This is a genomic window from Paenibacillus sp. NPDC057967 (genome assembly GCF_042887015.1).
Lineage (GTDB): Bacteria > Bacillota > Bacilli > Paenibacillales > Paenibacillaceae > Pristimantibacillus.
On record NZ_JBHVQB010000015.1, the window covers coordinates 1 to 15330 of the forward strand.

Annotated in this window: 16 protein-coding genes and 1 rRNA gene; 16 read left to right on the plus strand and 1 reads right to left on the minus strand. The window is 50.7% G+C overall.

The window, feature by feature from the left end:
* The 13 genes from rrf to xylB all read left to right on the plus strand — a co-directional run.
* Positions 1–92: ribosomal RNA gene (gene rrf, locus ACFVSO_RS27810) — 5S ribosomal RNA — on the plus strand; the annotation flags it as partial.
* A gap of 698 nt (positions 93–790) precedes the next feature.
* Positions 791–1537 carry a GntR family transcriptional regulator gene (locus tag ACFVSO_RS27815; RefSeq protein ID WP_387479987.1) on the plus strand — a complete coding sequence of 249 codons (747 nt, stop codon included), beginning with the start codon at positions 791–793 and terminating at the stop codon, positions 1535–1537.
* Between the two features lie 19 nt (positions 1538–1556).
* A complete protein-coding gene (locus ACFVSO_RS27820) occupies positions 1557–2507 on the plus strand; it encodes a sugar phosphate isomerase/epimerase family protein (RefSeq protein ID WP_387479988.1) in 951 nt (316 codons plus the stop codon).
* Positions 2504–3715 carry a M20 family metallopeptidase gene (locus tag ACFVSO_RS27825; protein WP_387479989.1) on the plus strand — a complete coding sequence of 404 codons (1212 nt, stop codon included), beginning with the start codon at positions 2504–2506 and terminating at the stop codon, positions 3713–3715. Before ACFVSO_RS27820 ends, ACFVSO_RS27825 begins: the two co-directional genes overlap by 4 nt.
* 5 nt (positions 3716–3720) lie before the next feature.
* Positions 3721–4917: a threonine synthase gene (locus tag ACFVSO_RS27830; RefSeq protein ID WP_387479990.1), complete on the plus strand. Its 1197-nt coding sequence runs from the start codon at positions 3721–3723 to the stop codon at positions 4915–4917.
* Positions 4917–6263, plus strand: coding sequence for an ABC transporter substrate-binding protein (locus tag ACFVSO_RS27835; protein WP_387479991.1), 1347 nt, complete (start codon positions 4917–4919; stop codon positions 6261–6263). Before ACFVSO_RS27830 ends, ACFVSO_RS27835 begins: the two co-directional genes overlap by 1 nt.
* Before the next feature lie 84 nt (positions 6264–6347).
* On the plus strand, positions 6348–7232 hold the full coding sequence (locus ACFVSO_RS27840; RefSeq protein WP_387480057.1) for a carbohydrate ABC transporter permease: 885 nt from the start codon (positions 6348–6350) through the stop codon (positions 7230–7232).
* Positions 7233–7274: 42 nt separating this feature from the next.
* Positions 7275–8078 carry a carbohydrate ABC transporter permease gene (locus tag ACFVSO_RS27845; protein ID WP_387479992.1) on the plus strand — a complete coding sequence of 268 codons (804 nt, stop codon included), beginning with the start codon at positions 7275–7277 and terminating at the stop codon, positions 8076–8078.
* A gap of 21 nt (positions 8079–8099) precedes the next feature.
* On the plus strand, positions 8100–9155 hold the full coding sequence (locus tag ACFVSO_RS27850; protein WP_387479993.1) for a Gfo/Idh/MocA family protein: 1056 nt from the start codon (positions 8100–8102) through the stop codon (positions 9153–9155).
* Positions 9156–9184: 29 nt separating this feature from the next.
* Entirely contained in the window at positions 9185–9643 is a 459-nt protein-coding gene (locus ACFVSO_RS27855) for a RidA family protein (RefSeq protein WP_387479994.1), read from the plus strand.
* Between the two features lies 1 nt (position 9644).
* Positions 9645–10388 carry an MBL fold metallo-hydrolase gene (locus tag ACFVSO_RS27860; RefSeq protein ID WP_387479995.1) on the plus strand — a complete coding sequence of 248 codons (744 nt, stop codon included), beginning with the start codon at positions 9645–9647 and terminating at the stop codon, positions 10386–10388.
* A gap of 30 nt (positions 10389–10418) precedes the next feature.
* Positions 10419–11150 carry a sugar isomerase domain-containing protein gene (locus ACFVSO_RS27865; RefSeq protein WP_387479996.1) on the plus strand — a complete coding sequence of 244 codons (732 nt, stop codon included), beginning with the start codon at positions 10419–10421 and terminating at the stop codon, positions 11148–11150.
* 40 nt (positions 11151–11190) lie between these two features.
* Positions 11191–12699, plus strand: a complete 1509-nt coding sequence (gene xylB, locus ACFVSO_RS27870) for a xylulokinase (protein ID WP_387479997.1) — start codon at positions 11191–11193, stop codon at positions 12697–12699.
* A 123-nt stretch (positions 12700–12822) separates the two neighbouring features.
* Here xylB and ACFVSO_RS27875 read toward each other — a convergent pair whose 3' ends face one another.
* On the minus strand, positions 12823–13467 hold the full coding sequence (locus tag ACFVSO_RS27875) for a YitT family protein (RefSeq protein WP_387479998.1): 645 nt from the start codon (positions 13465–13467) through the stop codon (positions 12823–12825).
* 154 nt (positions 13468–13621) lie between these two features.
* Between ACFVSO_RS27875 and ACFVSO_RS27880 the strand changes: the two genes are divergently transcribed.
* The 3 genes from ACFVSO_RS27880 (at position 13622) to ACFVSO_RS27890 (ending at position 15329) form a co-directional block, all read left to right on the plus strand.
* On the plus strand, positions 13622–14059 hold the full coding sequence (locus ACFVSO_RS27880) for an Lrp/AsnC family transcriptional regulator (protein WP_387479999.1): 438 nt from the start codon (positions 13622–13624) through the stop codon (positions 14057–14059).
* Between the two features lie 85 nt (positions 14060–14144).
* A complete protein-coding gene (locus tag ACFVSO_RS27885; protein WP_387480000.1) occupies positions 14145–14519 on the plus strand; it encodes a DUF3221 domain-containing protein in 375 nt (124 codons plus the stop codon).
* Between the two features lie 348 nt (positions 14520–14867).
* Positions 14868–15329: a CtsR family transcriptional regulator gene (locus ACFVSO_RS27890; protein ID WP_387480001.1), complete on the plus strand. Its 462-nt coding sequence runs from the start codon at positions 14868–14870 to the stop codon at positions 15327–15329.
* The last annotated feature ends 1 nt before the right edge of the window (position 15330 follow it).

Sequence of the window (15330 nt, forward strand, 5' to 3'; positions counted from 1 at the left end):
CACGCGTTCCCATACCGAACACGACCGTTAAGCCCTTCAGCGCCGATGGTACTTGGACCGCAGGGTCCTGGGAGAGTAGGACGTCGCCAAGCACAGATAGCCTACCGCATGCATTTGCGGTAGGTTTTTTGTTGTTCGTACAGGCTATGCCTCGTACGAACTGCTTGGCGACGTTCCTCTCCCTGACTGGGAGAGTGTCCGAACCTTTGATCGAAGCAACTCGGAGATGTGGGCCCGGCATTAGAGGTAGGTTCAGACGCCGACCGTGATGTAGAGCTTCGTAGCTGACTCATCCGGTGCGGAATGGACATCGCCAAGCACAGAAGCCTACCGTAATGGACGGGTAGGCTAATTATTTATTAGATCAAAAACTAAAGATAAATCAAAAACCTAAGGTCAAAATACCATAGACTATACTCCTAATCGGCACCTATACGATGCCTCATATAGCCATGAAGAGCATAAATTCAATGAAATAAATCACCTGTAGCAGCTTCCAGCTACAGGTTTTTTCGTGGAAAAGAATATTATTTCAGTACATCTTAAAACAAGAAGATTCAGTTATTACTGCGAGCAATAAGCTAAAATAAGCATAAATTTCGATAAATTATTAGAATATTTTAATGTTTTAAGCTATTTGGGCAGTAAGATTGTGCAAATTTAAAATGATTCTGAATATTCGCCATTGAAAAATGATATTGACAAATGTGTGAAGGTTGAAATATATTATTCTCAACAACTGGTATAGACGACTACTTCACTATACGACATTTGAAATCGAGGTGATGCCATGAAAGACTTGAAGGGCTTTATCGATCGCAATAGCGTTCTCCCGCTTTACTTTCAAGTGAAGGAGTATTTGCGCAGTCAGATTCAATCAGGCCATTATAAGCCAGATGAATTGATTCCTTCTGAGCGTGAGCTGTCGGAGGAATTTGAGATCAATCGTTTGACAGTCAGGCAGGCAATTAACGAGCTGGTACAGGAAGGTTTGTTGTATCGTCAGCGTGGAGTCGGAACATTCGTGTCCACGCCGAAAATTGAGCAACCGCTTACGAAACTGACAAATTTCAGTACGGATATGCAGAATCGCGGCGCTGTGCCGGGAGCACAGGTTGTGTCCATACAAGTTATTCCTTCTACGAAGCAAGTTGCCGCACAGCTTCGCTTGGAGACAGGCGAGGAAGTGCTGGAGATCGTACGGGTGCGTACGGCAGATGGTGAACCAATGGCGCTTGAACGCTCATACCTTGTGTACGAACTGGCAAGACCGCTGCATGGCATGGATATGGAAAATGTATCGTTATACGAAATGCTGGAGAGGTATTGTGGACTTAAACTTGTGAAAGCGGTTCAAACGATAGAGGTTGCTGCCGTATATCCGGAGGAAGCCGGCATTCTCGAGATAGGACAACATGATGCTGCGATGCTGATCGAGAGGACGACCTACGCGGAAGGCTTAGATCGGCCGGTGGAATATGTAAGATCGCTGTATAGAGGAGATCGCTACAAGTTTACAATCGAAATGAACGTCTAGACATCTTAGGAGGAACACTATGAGTAATCATTTGAAGCTGTCGTTCGAGATTTGGCCAAACATGCCGTGGGGAAGACTGGAGATCGCAGGTCCTGCCTGGAACTCCTGGGGAGACAAATCACTAGAGTGGTGCATAAGACAAATCGCTTCCTACGGCTATGAAGGCTTCGATGTCATCTATCCGAAGATACAAGAAATATTGCCTCATGAATATGACGATACGGTCAAAAAGGTACGCAAGGCGATGGACGAAACAGGACTGGCCTTCTCCTCTATCGGCTGTCATACGACTTTTGTAACACCGCGTTACTTCGACCGCGATGCCGGTATTGCGAAGTTCAAAAAAGCGATCGATGCCGCATCCGATATGGGCGCAGGTACAGTGGTGACGCTAATTGGAGACGGTTACTATGATCCGCCGCTATACAACCTGATGACACGAAAAGAAGCTTGGCATCAAGTGGTTACAGCGACACAAGAGGTTGCGGATTACGCCAAAACAAAAGGAATCGACGTCAGCATTGAGCTGATCCAGGGTACGATCATTAACAACATCGACGATATGCTGAAGCTGTTTGAACTGGTTGATCGCCCGAATGTGTATGCTTGTGTGGATGTCGGAACGTTCTACACGACCGTTAAGCCTCGTATGCCGATCAAGGAAGCGATTCGCAAGCTGGGCGACCGAATCCGCGTAACGCATGTGAAAGACGAAGTCGGTTTCCCGAACATTATGCAATCCCAGCACGTATGGTTCGGCGCTGGTTTTGTCGATTTCCGCGAAATGGCGGAAGCGCTTAAAGAAGTCAATTTCCAAGGCTACAACTCCGTCGAGTGGGAAGGCTTCCAGACAGGCGGCCTATATGGTGTCGGCGATCCTTCAGGCGTAAGCATGACAGACTTCGACAGAGTGGCTGAAGAATCGAAGGAATATCTAGAGGAATTCGGCTGGGGAAAACAAGACAAATGAACAAGGTAATCGCCGCTTCAGTCCCTGGGGAGATCGAAGAGCTATTAGCACAACTCATTGCCATTGAGAGCCATAGCGAGGTACCTGAACAGGAGATGCGGTTAGCCGTATATATGCAACAATGGTTTCAAGACCAGGGGATTGAATGCGAGCTGAAAGAGGCGATCCCCGGTCGTCCCAACCTGATTGCACGGATCGTTGGGAGTGGAGGAGGAAAGTCCTTGCTCCTCAACGGCCATCTTGATACAGTTCCCCCCTATAGTATGCATAATCCATTTAAAGCAACTCTAATCGGAGATCGGCTGTATGGCAGAGGAAGCGTAGATATGAAAGGCGCGCTTGCGGCGATGATGATGACTCTGAGGTCTATCCACCGCAGCGGAGTCAGCTTGGCTGGCGATGTGATCTTTGCAGGAACAGCAGGAGAAGAAACGTATAGTCCTGGTGCCTACCGTCTGGCACGCAGCGGTTTCCGGGCTGATTACGCCGTTGTCGGTGAGCCGACAGGGATGAGAGTCGGCATTGCGCATAAAGGGGTAGCCTGGTTCGAAGCGGACTTTGTAGGCCGCTCCGTTCATGGAAGCGTACCCGAGCAAGGCGTCAACGCGATCTACCGGGCCTCGCGTTGGATCAACTACATTCAGGATCATTATTTGCCGGAATTGAAGCTTCGCACTCATCCACTACTTGGCTCTCCATCTCTGAATATCGGAATGATTCAGGGAGGCACAAGACCGGTAATCGTTCCGAACCACTGTGCGATCGGCTTCGAGCGGCGATTGCTGCCCGGAGAGTCGGCTGAATCGGCTCTGGCAGAGCTGGAATTGACACTAGCCGCCGTTCGTGAACAGTATCCTGACTTTGAAGGGAAAATTCGTGTCTCGGACAATTTCCACGGTGTACCACATGGTCCAATGGGGACGAGCGCAGACAGCTTGCTGGTAAAAACGATGCTGAAAGCTTATCAAACAGAGTTTGCAACTGAGGCCTTGGAAGGGGCAGAGCCGATCGGCCTGCAATTCTGGACAGACGGAGCGCTTCTGCAAGAGGCATGTCCTGAGATTATCGTCTGTGGTCCCGGCAACATTGAACAAGCCCATTCTAACGAAGAATATATCGAGCTTGGACAGCTCCACAGCGCTTATCGCATGTATGTGCAAGCCGCACTGGCGCTTGCGGGACATGCTGCATTGGAAGAGGAGGCGTAGCACCTATGAATAGGTTCTGGCCCGTATGCTGGTATTGCGGCGAAACCTACGAGATAGAGCCGATCTATACTTGCAGGCATTGCAATGGCACTATGGATATTCACTATGAGTATAAGGAAATATTCAGCAAAGCCTACTTCGAGCCATTATCGAACGCAGCGTGGAGCGACATCTGGAGATTTCGAGAACTGCTTCCGATATGGCCGGAACGGAGTACGGTCACGCTTGGCGAAGGCGGAACACCGCTTATCCGCACTCTTAATATACTGAATATTGCGAATAATCAGTCTTTATGGTTGAAATTGGAATCCGTCAATCCGACATTGGCGTTCAAGGACAGACCGCTCGCGGTTGCCATGACAGCAGCAGCTCAATTTGGTCTGAAAGAGGTTGTATGCGCTTCAACTGGAAATACCGGTGTAGCTGCCGCAGCTTATGCGGCAAGAGCCGGCTTACGTTGTACGATTTATGTGCCAGAAGGCACGCCAGAGGAGAAGCGGTCTGCGATGGAGCAGTACGGAGCGGTACTGCATACCGTGGCAGGCCACTATAGCGACGCTTACAAAGTGGCGGAAGAGATGGCGCTTGAACGACAAGCTTTTAATCTGACCTCCACCTACATGAATCCTTATGCAGTAGAAGGCAACAAGACGGTTGCCTATGAGCTGGCTTTCCAGCTTGGCAAGGTTCCGGATTGGATTATCGTGCCGATCGGGGCAGGACCCTTGTTATCCGGAATCTACAAAGGCTTTAAAGAAATGCGGCTCGCCGGATTTACGGACAAGCTGCCGCGCATGGCAGGCGTACAGGCCGAGGGATGCGCACCGATTGTGAAAGCGTTCCAAGCTGGCGAGGCTGACGTACAGCCTTGGAGCGGTCCGGCTCAGACGATCGCTTCAGGGATTGCTGATCCCTTGCTGACTTATCCTGCGGATGGAACCCGCACCTTGTCAGTCATTCGAGAATCCGAAGGAATGGCGCTGGCTATAGCGGATGCAGAATTGATTCGCTATCGCAGGCTGCTGGCGGAGCGCGAAGGCGTGCTCGCCGAGCTGTCATCCGTGACGGCTGTTGCGGCAGCGGCGCATATGCAGCAGACTGGCTTGCTTGAGCAGAATGCTACCGTCGTATCGATTGTAACCGGGCATGGCCTTAAGGATATGTCCGCTGCAATAAATCATACAAAAGGGAGTGTCTTGTAATGAAGAGTAAAAAATTTCTGCTGCTGATCGCACTGGTTATCGTGCTTCAAACCGTGCTGGCGGCATGCTCGTCGAACAGCGGCGGCTCGGAGGGCAATAAGGACAAAAACACCAATACGGGCGGAAGCAACGGCAAAGTTACAGAAATTACGCTGTGGCATATGGAGGAGCCGCCGAACCGGGTGAAGCGATTCCAGGAAATTACGGATGCCTTCAACAAAGCAAACCCGGATATCAAAGTGACGCCGCAAGTACAGAGCTGGGGCGATGCATACTCGAAATTCCCGGCGTCCATTATGTCAGGCACGGGGCCGGACCTGCTCTTTACAATCCCGGACTACACGACGCTGATCAAAGAGCTGGGTGTTGTTCAGCCGGTTGATGACATCATCGCGTCACTGGACAGCAAGCATGGCTTCCTGGATACCGCTCTGGAGCCATACAAGTATGACGGCCAGACATGGGCAGTTCCGATCTTCGGCATGGTTCAAGTGCTGTGGTACCGCAGTGATTTGCTGCAAGCAGCCAATGTAGAGCCGCCTAAGACATGGGCAGAGCTGAAAACGGCAGCCGAGAAGCTGACTTCCGGCAGTCAGTACGGCATTGCGCTTCCGGGATCGAAATCGATGGCAACCGACCAGGTGCTGTACAGCTTCCTCGTATCTGGCGGAGCCAAGCATGTCATCAATGGCAACAACGAGATCACCTTCGACAATGAAAAGACCGTTGCAGCTTATCAAATGTATACCGATCTGATGAAGTTTTCTCCACCGGACAGCAATACGTATCAATGGGGCGAGCCGCAAGCGCTGTTCAACTCCGGCAGCGTCGCGATGGCGATCGAGAAGGGCCAATACCTGTCGACCTTTGAAGCGGAATCCGGACGTCCGGCCTCCGATCTGGGTGTCGTGCCAATGCCGGTAGGCGAAGGCGGGGAAGAAGGCAGCATCTACTATTCCAACGGCATCATGGTTCTGACAGACGATGCTGCGAAGAAAGAAGCCATTACGAAGTTCTTTGAATTCCTGTTCGAGCCAGAGACGTACGGCAGCTTTGTCAATGCGGAGCCGGGTCTGTTCCTTCCGGTTACGGAAGACGGCAGCAAGGCCGAGAGCTTCTGGAATGATCCGGTCATTAGTAAATACAAGGAGCAAGTAGAGGTATTGATAGAAGCTTCCAGCAAAGGCGCACTGTTTGGCTTCACAGACGGCGTAGCGACCAAGATCGGCCAGATTGCAGGACCGAACTACATGGCCCAAACGCTCGAGAATATCATCATCGCTGGGAAGTCAATTGAGGAATCAGTCAAGTGGGGACAAGCCCAAATGGAAACTGCTGTGAAATAATTGGACGAGGGGTTTGATGGGCAGGGGTGTGCGTTGGATACCATACCCCTTCTCGTCCCTCCAGGGGAGTGAACAAGCTTGGAGATGTTAGGCAAAGGCAAAAGGTTCAACAAACTGCTGCCCTATCTGCTAGTTGCGCCTATTGTAATTTGGATTGTGGTGACCATATTTATTCCTTTATTTAGCGTAATCAAGGAAAGCTTCTACAGCACAGGGTTTATCGGTACAAAAGGCACGTTCGTCGGGTTGGATCAGTACAAAGCCACATTAACATCAAGCGCTTACTGGACAGCTTGGAAGAAGAGCTTAATATGGGTATTTGGCAATGGCTTGATGCAGACTGTGCTTGCCTTCAGCGTAGCGTTATTGCTCAACAAAGCATCGCGTATGACGAATTTTGCACGTAACTGGATGATCATTCCTTGGATTATACCGACGATTGTCGTCGCTATCTTTTGGCAATGGATATTTAACGGATCCTACGGTATTTTTAACCACGTGCTTCAAGCGCTTCATCTTATTGATAAACCGATTAATTTGCTGGGTGACAGCTTCTGGTCGTTCCCGATTGTCATCTTCATCAACACCTGGCATTGGTTCCCGTTCATGGCTGTTATCGTATTGGCGGGTCTATCTACCATTTCACAAGACATTTATGAGGCCGCCGATGTGGATGGCGCGAACAAATGGCAGCAATTCTGGAGCATTACGTTCCCTTCGCTGGGAAAAATCACGTTCGCGCTTGGACTTGTCGGCACATTATGGTCGTTCAATATATTCGATACGATTTACATTCTAACCGGCGGCGGTCCTGCAGGAGCTTCTACGACTGTACCGGTCATGATCTATCAGCAGGCATTCGAGCAGTTCAAGATCGGACAAGCTTCGGCAACCTCGATTATCACGGCCGTATTCTTGAGCATATTCGCCTTCTTCTTCCTCAAATATGCAGGGCCTAAGGAAGATTAACAACAAGCTTATCTCATCGCTACCGGAAAGTTGGTGACTGTCGTGAAAATATTCCGATACATCATCGGTATATTGCTGACCTTTTTAATAGTCTTTCCCTTCTACTGGGTCATCGTCTCTTCGTTCAAGCCGGCTGATCAAATCCTGAAGCCGGATCTGTTCCCGAAGGCCTTTACCCTTGTTCATTATCAAGAGCTGATCGAACAGACATCGTATTTGACGAACTTGTCCAACAGCATCATCGTCTCCATCGGCACGATGGCCATATCCGTACTCATCGTTATCCCGGCGAGCTTTGCACTGTACCGGATGAAGTTCAAGGGACGCAAGTTTGTAAGCCGCCTTATATTGGCTACGTATGTGTTCCCGGGGATTCTGCTGCTGGTTCCCGTCTATCAACTCATGGCGGATCTGCATCTGGTCAACTCTTTGCTTGGCCTAATGGTCATCAACGTAACATTCGCCGCGCCGTTCTCCGTATGGCTGATGCAGGGCTTCTTCGACAATGTGCCGATTGCGCTTGACGAATCTGCCGCCATAGACGGTGCTGGCCGGATGCGGACATTGTTCCAGATTATCTTGCCGCTTATTGGACCGGGCATCGCTACGATATCCATTTATGCGTTCATTATGGCTTGGACGGAGTTTGCATTCTCGTCAGTTCTGATCAACAGCGATTCATTGCGTACACTCCCAATCGGTCTTAACGCCATTATGGGCCAATACACGGTCCGCTGGGGTTGGACGACAGCTGGTGCGGTGCTTGCCTTGCTGCCGGTTGTCATCTTCTTCGCTTTCGTCGGTAAGTACTTCGTGAAGGGACTTACAGCTGGTGCGGTCAAATAATCGATTCATGGAGGTGTCGCCATGGAGAAGCTGCGTATCGGATTAATCGGAACGGGACGATTCGGCAGGCTGCACTTGCGGGTGCTGCGCCAATTGGCCCATGTGGAAGTAGCCGCGATTGCGGATGTCTATGATCCCGCTCTTCAGGCAGCGGCGTCGGAGTTCGGTATAAGGAGCGAGGACTGCTATGGGGATCCTCTGGAGCTGATTAAGCGAGAGGATCTGGATGCCGTAGATATCGTGTCCGACGAGAAGTCTCATGGTCCGCTTGTCATTGCGGCGTTGCAATACGGCAAGCATGTCATTGTAGAGAAGCCGTTAGCCGTTACGAGTGAGGAGGCACATAAGATTCACCGCCTTCAGGCCGAGACGAACCGGCAGGTTATGGTGGGCAATATCTCGCGCTTCAGCCAGCCATATTACGCAATCAAACGAAGCATAGACAATGGCATGCTGGGGAATGTCGCTGCCATTCGTTCCAAACGGAATTTCAGTCGGTCATGGTTTCATTCCTTCGGCAATCGCGTACACCCCGTCTATGAATCCGGGGTGCATGAGCTGGATTTGATCGTCTGGTACGCAGGCTGCCGCTGCGTCAAGGTATCCGCATTCGAGCGGAATATGAGCGGATATGTTCATCCTGATCTGTTCTCCGCGGTCCTGGTATTCGAGAGTGGATTGGTTGCTTCACTTGACTCCAGTTGGATGGTGCCCTCCGGCGGTCCGCAAAATTTGGTCGAGACGCTGGAGCTGGACGGCACAATCGATGCTGAGATTGAAGTGATCGGGGACAAAGGGACAGCGAAATTCGGACTTGCACATCCCGGATTTACGATCTGGACGGATAGCGGCTTGCAGCATCCCGAGACGACGTTATGGCCCACGGGACCAGAGGGAATTGGCGGTGCGATACTGATGGAGCTGACTCATTTTGTAAATCAGATTGTGAAGGGCCAGTCATCGCCGGTTATGCCGCTTTCCCATTCGGTTCATGTAATGGAAATCGCGGAAGCCATCGTAGATGCGGCAAGAACAGGTGAAGTTGTGAAGCTTGCCGGAAGCGGCATTGGAAAGTAAGAAGATAGAGCGAAGGAGTGGATGAAGAGATGTCCATCGAGAACCGCTTACAGCAGCTAGGCATCACGATTCCTCATGTTCCGCCCCGTTTTAATTTCATCCCCGGGGTCCAGATCGGAGATTTGTTGTTTATCTCAGGCGCAACTCCAGAGATTGACGGGGTGATGCAGCAGCCGGGCCGGCTTGGCGCGGACATTGATATCGAGACGGGACAGAAGCTGGCCAGGCTGGCTGCCTTGAATGGTCTGGGTGAGATCCAGATGGTGCTTGGTTCGCTGGATCGAGTAAAGCGTATCGTACGGGTGATGGGTTATGTGCGCTCCGCTGCCGACTTTGGGGACCAGCCGCTGGTTATCAATGGCGCATCCGATCTGCTGGTTGATGTGTTCGGCGAAGCAGGGCGGCATGCGAGAGCCGCGCTGGGAACAAGCGAGCTGCCGTCAGGAGCAGCTGTCGAACTCGAAATGATTGTGCAGGTCAAAGATTGAGATGAAGCTAAGCAGAGATATTTATTTGATAGGAAGCGGTAAGCTGGGCTTCGACTGGACACATCCGGCCGATTGCAATGTGTATGCGGTGGATACAGGAGAAGGATTAACGTTGATTGATAGCGGAACAGGTTTGTCCGTGGATGAGATGGCCAGTAATCTGGCAGAGCATCATTGCAGCATGGCCGATGTGACACATATTCTGCTTACCCATCTGCATGCCGATCATTCCGGTGGGGCAGCTGAGATTGCCCGTCTTACCGGTGCGCAGGTAGTCCTGCTGGATGAGGCGGCCCCTGTTCTTGAAGCGGGAGATGAGGCGGCAATCGACCTTCCTCAGGCCAAATTGGCCGGCTTCTATCCAGTGGACTACAACTGGACGCCTTGCAAAGCAGGCATTCGGCTTCGAGACGGGGAGATGTTCATGATTGGCCGATATTCTTTTAGCGCGATGCATACGCCTGGACATTCACGTTACGACACTTGTTACTTGATGGAGACGGCGAACGGACGGTCCGTTCTGTTCAGCGGAGACACGATTTTGTACGGAGGGAAAATCTCGATGCTCAGTACACATGATTTTTCGATCAGCGCTCTTGCATTAAGTATAGAGCGGCTCGCGGCTTTGGAGCCGGAGATGCTGCTGCCGGGCCATGGACAGCCAGCCTTGTCCCGGGCAGCGGAGCATATACGCACAGCCTCTCGAATCTTTGGCACACTGGGCATTCCGCCAACTATCGGTTAACGGGGTTGGCCATCAGGAAGGGGTATTCATATGCTTGCTAGCAAATTTGTTCATGAAATTATTGGTCATATTCATTTGGTGGAGAAAGAAGAGCGCCATTCTATTATGCAGGCAGCCGACTGGATTGCGGATTCTGTAGCTCGTGACGGGCTGGTCCATCTGTTTGGATGCGGTCACTCTCATCTGCTGGTAGAGGACTTTTTCTATAGAGCCGGGGGCATGGTGCCGGTAAATGCGATATTGGAGACAAGCATCATGCTTCATGAAGGAGCGGTCAAAAGCTCGAAGATTGAGCGGATGACGGGATATGCTCCGGTTATTCTCGATAACTACAACGTGATGGCGGGCGAAGTCATGATTGTGATATCCAACTCTGGAATTAACAGCCTGCCTGTAGAGATGGCCCAATCGGCCAAGGAACGAGGTCTGAAGGTGGTGGCCATTTGTTCGTCGGCTTACTTCAATGACGAAACCCGCCATCCATCAGGTCAACGCTTGCGTGATATTGCAGATTTAGTTATCGATAATCATATGCCGCATGGCGACGCCCTGGTAGAAATCCCGGACTTCTCCATGAAGATGGCGTCCGGCTCTACGGTTATCGGCAGCGTCATTCTGAATATGATCATGACCAGCGTGGCAGAGAAACTGGTCGAGCGGGGAATAGAGCCGCCCGTCTATGTGAGTGGAAACATACCGGGCGGCTTCGAGAGAAACCAAGTCTATATCGATAAATACAGGCAACGGATCAAGCATCTATAAGAAGGCTGCAGAGTATTTTTTGTGAAAGCGGGGAGTGGAGATGAAGGACGCATCTTTGGTACTCAGCATCGATATCGGCTCCACAGCAGTCAAAGTCATTGCGATGACAAAGGAAGGCGAGATCGCAGCTTCTGAATCGGGTCATTATCCAACGAGCTCTCCCCATCCGGGATGGGTGGAGCAAAGCCCGGAATCCTGGTGGGAGGCGGCCTCCACTGCGATAAAAGGATGTTTGGAGAAGGTTGGACCAGCCGCGATTGGAGCCGTATCCTTCTCCGGTCATATGAGTGCGCCTGTTCTGTTGGACGCGGACGGGAGACCCGTCATGCCAAGCATCCTGATTGCCGATTCACGTTCTTGTGAGGAGACGGCATTGCTTAGAGCCCGCTATAAGGGAGCATTCCTCCAATTAACAGGCAATGAACCGATCGACGCTTTCACCGTATCGAAGTTGCTGTGGATCAAGAGAAAACATCCTGAAGTGTTGGAGCGCGCTTGTACCTTGCTATTTCCTAAGGACTATATTCGGTATAAGTTAACGGGGCGACTCGGAACGGATCAGACGGATGCGGGCAACAGCTTGCTCTACGATCATAGCAAAGGCGAATGGGCGATGGATCTCATTCAAGAACTAGGGCTGCCTGTCCATCTCTTCCCGCAGATCCATGCTTCTTCCGACATTGTCGGCTATGCAACTGAGGATGCTTCAGCAGCTACTGGACTTATGGAAGGTACTCCAATCATAGCCGGTGCTGCGGATATGGCCTGCAGCCAGCTTGGGACAGGTGCCGTCCGCACTGGCACGCTGGCCATTACATTAAGCACGTCGGCTCAGGTCGTGATGAGAGTCGATTCTATGTCCTCCTCCAGTGCAGGCAAAGTAACCTATCATCCTTCCGCTATTCCGGGAACCTTGTATGCGATGGGGTCTGTCTTTACCGGAGGGCTGGGGATCGACTGGGCTTATCGTCTATTAACCGGGAAGAAGAAGCTGGCTGCGGAGGATTACGCGGCTATTAATGGGCTATGTGAGGGTATGAGGGACATTCCTCCCGGCAGCGCTAATGTGATGTTTCTTCCTTTTCTGGTGGGAAGCGGGACGCCTCACTTCGACGCATACGATAGAGCGACGTGGATCGGGTTATCAACGGGACAGTCACCGGAGCTGCTTATGCATTCCGTGATGGAGGGCATTACGTTTAATATTCGTGAAAGCATGGAAGTATTCGAGGCGGATGGCCATGTAATTGATCAGGTTCATCTGGGTGGAGGCGGCAGCCGAAATGCCGTGTGGCGCAACATGATTGGCGATGTTCTGGGCAAAAACCTCTCTCTCCTGAACAATCGGGACGCATCAGCAATCGGAGCGGCTATGCTGGCTGGTATAGGGATAGGCATGTGTACGATGGAAGATATCATGACACAGAAGCTTGTAAGCTTCTCTGATTCGATGACGTATTCAGCGGACCGGCATCGGTCCTACGATTCCATCTACGCCAGATATCACAAAGCCTATCGGGCGCTGAATGAATGGTACCGGCAAGAGTGAGCTTGCTAACATAATGGATGCGGCCTATGAGGGGCAAGGACATGTTCCGCAACGTCATTTAAAAAAGGAATCCTATGACATGGTACTCATGCAGGGATTCCTTTTTCGTTTGCATTTGTAGACTTAATTAACCGATGCGATATGAACGGGCCTGGCTTCTTCCGGCTTAACGGTTGTAAGCTTACGTTTAAATAAGGCTAGGACAGTAGAGGTGACTGCGATCGATAGCACGGAGATGAGTCCGCTTGTAAGCGAGTAAGCAAAGAGGCTGGATGCAATGACGATAAAGTCGAAGATGAAGTTACTTTTGCCGGGATTAATGCCATGCTTACGATGAAGATACAACGCCAGAATCGTAGCTCCGCCCAGCGATGCGCCGTTGCGGAATAATCCAATCAGTCCAACTCCGATAAAGGCCCCGCCAATGATCGCGCCAGGCAGCGCCGGGATGGTGAATGCGGGCAGCACGCTGTCCAGCGAGCTCAGTCCCGTGAGCATGGTAATGGCGATCATTGTTGTGAATGTAAAGGATCTGCCCATATAAAAGTATGAAAAAAGAAAGAATGGCAAGTTGAGTAAGGCGAACAAGTAATGGAACGGAATGTTCAGCATGGGAGATAAGCTAAGGGCCAGCCCTGCTGTCCCTCCTGTGACGACACCGGAATGCTTTAAGAGGAGAAGTCCGCCGGCTGTAACGAAGCAGCCTATTGCAATATGAAGCCATTTCCACACAGATGCCTTCACTTTGTAGCCTGATAATAGCAACATTTTGCATGCACCACCTGCATAAGGTTTATATAAATTAGAATACAGCAGGATTAAATAAGGTTATATGTTAATCTGAACGATTTTCATGTTAATATAGATAACATTGAATCTTATTTGCAGGAATACCAAGCAAAGTGAAAGGTGGCTTACAAAGATGGACCATTTGGACCGAACGCTCTTGAAATTGTTGCAAGAAGATGGGCGCATTACGGTAAGCGAGCTTTCCAAAAAATTGGCGCTGAGCCGGCCCAGCGTGTCGGAGAGGCTTCTTCGACTGCAAGAGAAAGGGGCCATTACCGGTTTCGCGGCCAGGGTGTCGCCAGCTGCTTTAGGAAGGAATATTCAGGTCATTATTCAAATTAGCGAGCTGAAAGTATCGCCGAATGAATTCGATAAGCGAATTGTGCATGACGGAGATATTTTGGAATGCCATCGTGTCACAGGGACGGTAAGTTATATATTGAAAGCGGCCGTTACCGGTATGGATGAGCTTAGCTTGTTGGTAGAGCGCCTGATGCCGTATGGCAATGTGAACACGTCGGTCATTCTCTCTTCGCCGGTTATGAATCCTGTTGTGCTCCCTAAAGATTAGACAAGAAGCAACCCTTGTTTCTGAATGGAGCAAAAAGGGTAATCCGGGGTAGCTGCATAAACGCAGCTTTCAAGGAGGGATGTCCATGAAGGTAAAAGCGGTTATGACACTGGTTTTGCTGGCTGCCGTTGTTACGCTAGTGGGATGCGGTTCTGACAAGAAGCAGGAGGCAGCCTGGGACTATCAAGCAGGCCGTGTCATTGCGATTCAGGATGATCAGCTATTGGTTGTGCAGAGCAAGGATGTGACAGAGATCGAATTAAAGCCGGAGCTGGAGTCGGTGGATGAAATTCTAACGGTGCTGCGCCCTCAGGCGATCTGGTTGACCGTCACCGACGAGACGGACATGGTCGGAGTTGAGGTGGGCGATGATGTGCGTGTCGAGATCGAAGGAGCAGTGGCCGAGTCTTATCCGGCGCAGGCCACAGCCAGCAAGATTGAGAAGGTACAGTCCAAGTAAGGAGAGCTCCATTACCGGAGCGGCATGTGACTTCTGGACGGAGCAACGGATACGATACCGCAATTATAAGTCTAAAAGCAGTGGTAAAGTGGCCTGTGGATACAACGAATGCCATCAATCGCCGTTATATACAGGTATAAACCAAGCTTCGGCGCATCAAGCTAGATAGTAGCGATGTGCCGATTTTTGCATCTGTATAAATGTTCAGAAAATTTAAACTCCATTGTATTGACCTGCGGTAATTTTTGCGTATAATAAAGTTAAAGTCAAAGAAAGTCAAAGTCAGTTGAGGTGCAATTTCCTCATTGTCGGGCTTTTATTTGGCGCAAGATCAGGGAGGTTGGTGGTTTGCGTAACATTTCCGATCTCATTGAACAGTACTTGAAGCATATGCTGGATGACAGCAATGAAAGCGCCGTTGAGATTCAACGCAACGAGCTTGCGGATAAGTTTTCATGCGTGCCTTCGCAAATCAATTATGTGATCAGTACCCGGTTCACGCTGGAGAAGGGATACATGGTTGAGAGCAAGCGCGGGGGCGGAGGCTATATCCGAATTCAGCGTGTAGATCTGCCGGCTCTGAAGACGATCCAGTACCACATTGAGCAGACCGTAGGGAATAGTGTCGATCAGGGCGCTGCGGAAGGGCTGATTTATCAGCTGCATGAAGCGGGACTGATTACGAAGCGGGAGGCGAATTTGCTTGGGGCGGCCATCCATCGCGATACGATTGCCCTGATGCTGCCTATGCGTGACGAGATGCGGGCAAGACTGCTGCGTTCGATGCTTATTTCATTACTGGTCAAATAGG

Coding starts and splice junctions, on each gene's coding strand:
- ACFVSO_RS27815 (WP_387479987.1), top strand. CDS start 791: ATGAAAGACTTGAAGGGCTTTATCGATCGCAATAGCGTTCTCCCGCTT.
- ACFVSO_RS27820 (WP_387479988.1), top strand. CDS start 1,557: ATGAGTAATCATTTGAAGCTGTCGTTCGAGATTTGGCCAAACATGCCG.
- ACFVSO_RS27825 (WP_387479989.1), top strand. CDS start 2,504: ATGAACAAGGTAATCGCCGCTTCAGTCCCTGGGGAGATCGAAGAGCTA.
- ACFVSO_RS27830 (WP_387479990.1), top strand. CDS start 3,721: ATGAATAGGTTCTGGCCCGTATGCTGGTATTGCGGCGAAACCTACGAG.
- ACFVSO_RS27835 (WP_387479991.1), top strand. CDS start 4,917: ATGAAGAGTAAAAAATTTCTGCTGCTGATCGCACTGGTTATCGTGCTT.
- ACFVSO_RS27840 (WP_387480057.1), top strand. CDS start 6,348: ATGTTAGGCAAAGGCAAAAGGTTCAACAAACTGCTGCCCTATCTGCTA.
- ACFVSO_RS27850 (WP_387479993.1), top strand. CDS start 8,100: ATGGAGAAGCTGCGTATCGGATTAATCGGAACGGGACGATTCGGCAGG.
- ACFVSO_RS27855 (WP_387479994.1), top strand. CDS start 9,185: ATGTCCATCGAGAACCGCTTACAGCAGCTAGGCATCACGATTCCTCAT.
- ACFVSO_RS27860 (WP_387479995.1), top strand. CDS start 9,645: ATGAAGCTAAGCAGAGATATTTATTTGATAGGAAGCGGTAAGCTGGGC.
- ACFVSO_RS27865 (WP_387479996.1), top strand. CDS start 10,419: ATGCTTGCTAGCAAATTTGTTCATGAAATTATTGGTCATATTCATTTG.
- xylB (WP_387479997.1), top strand. CDS start 11,191: ATGAAGGACGCATCTTTGGTACTCAGCATCGATATCGGCTCCACAGCA.
- ACFVSO_RS27875 (WP_387479998.1), bottom strand. CDS start 13,467: ATGTTGCTATTATCAGGCTACAAAGTGAAGGCATCTGTGTGGAAATGG.
- ACFVSO_RS27880 (WP_387479999.1), top strand. CDS start 13,622: ATGGACCATTTGGACCGAACGCTCTTGAAATTGTTGCAAGAAGATGGG.
- ACFVSO_RS27885 (WP_387480000.1), top strand. CDS start 14,145: ATGAAGGTAAAAGCGGTTATGACACTGGTTTTGCTGGCTGCCGTTGTT.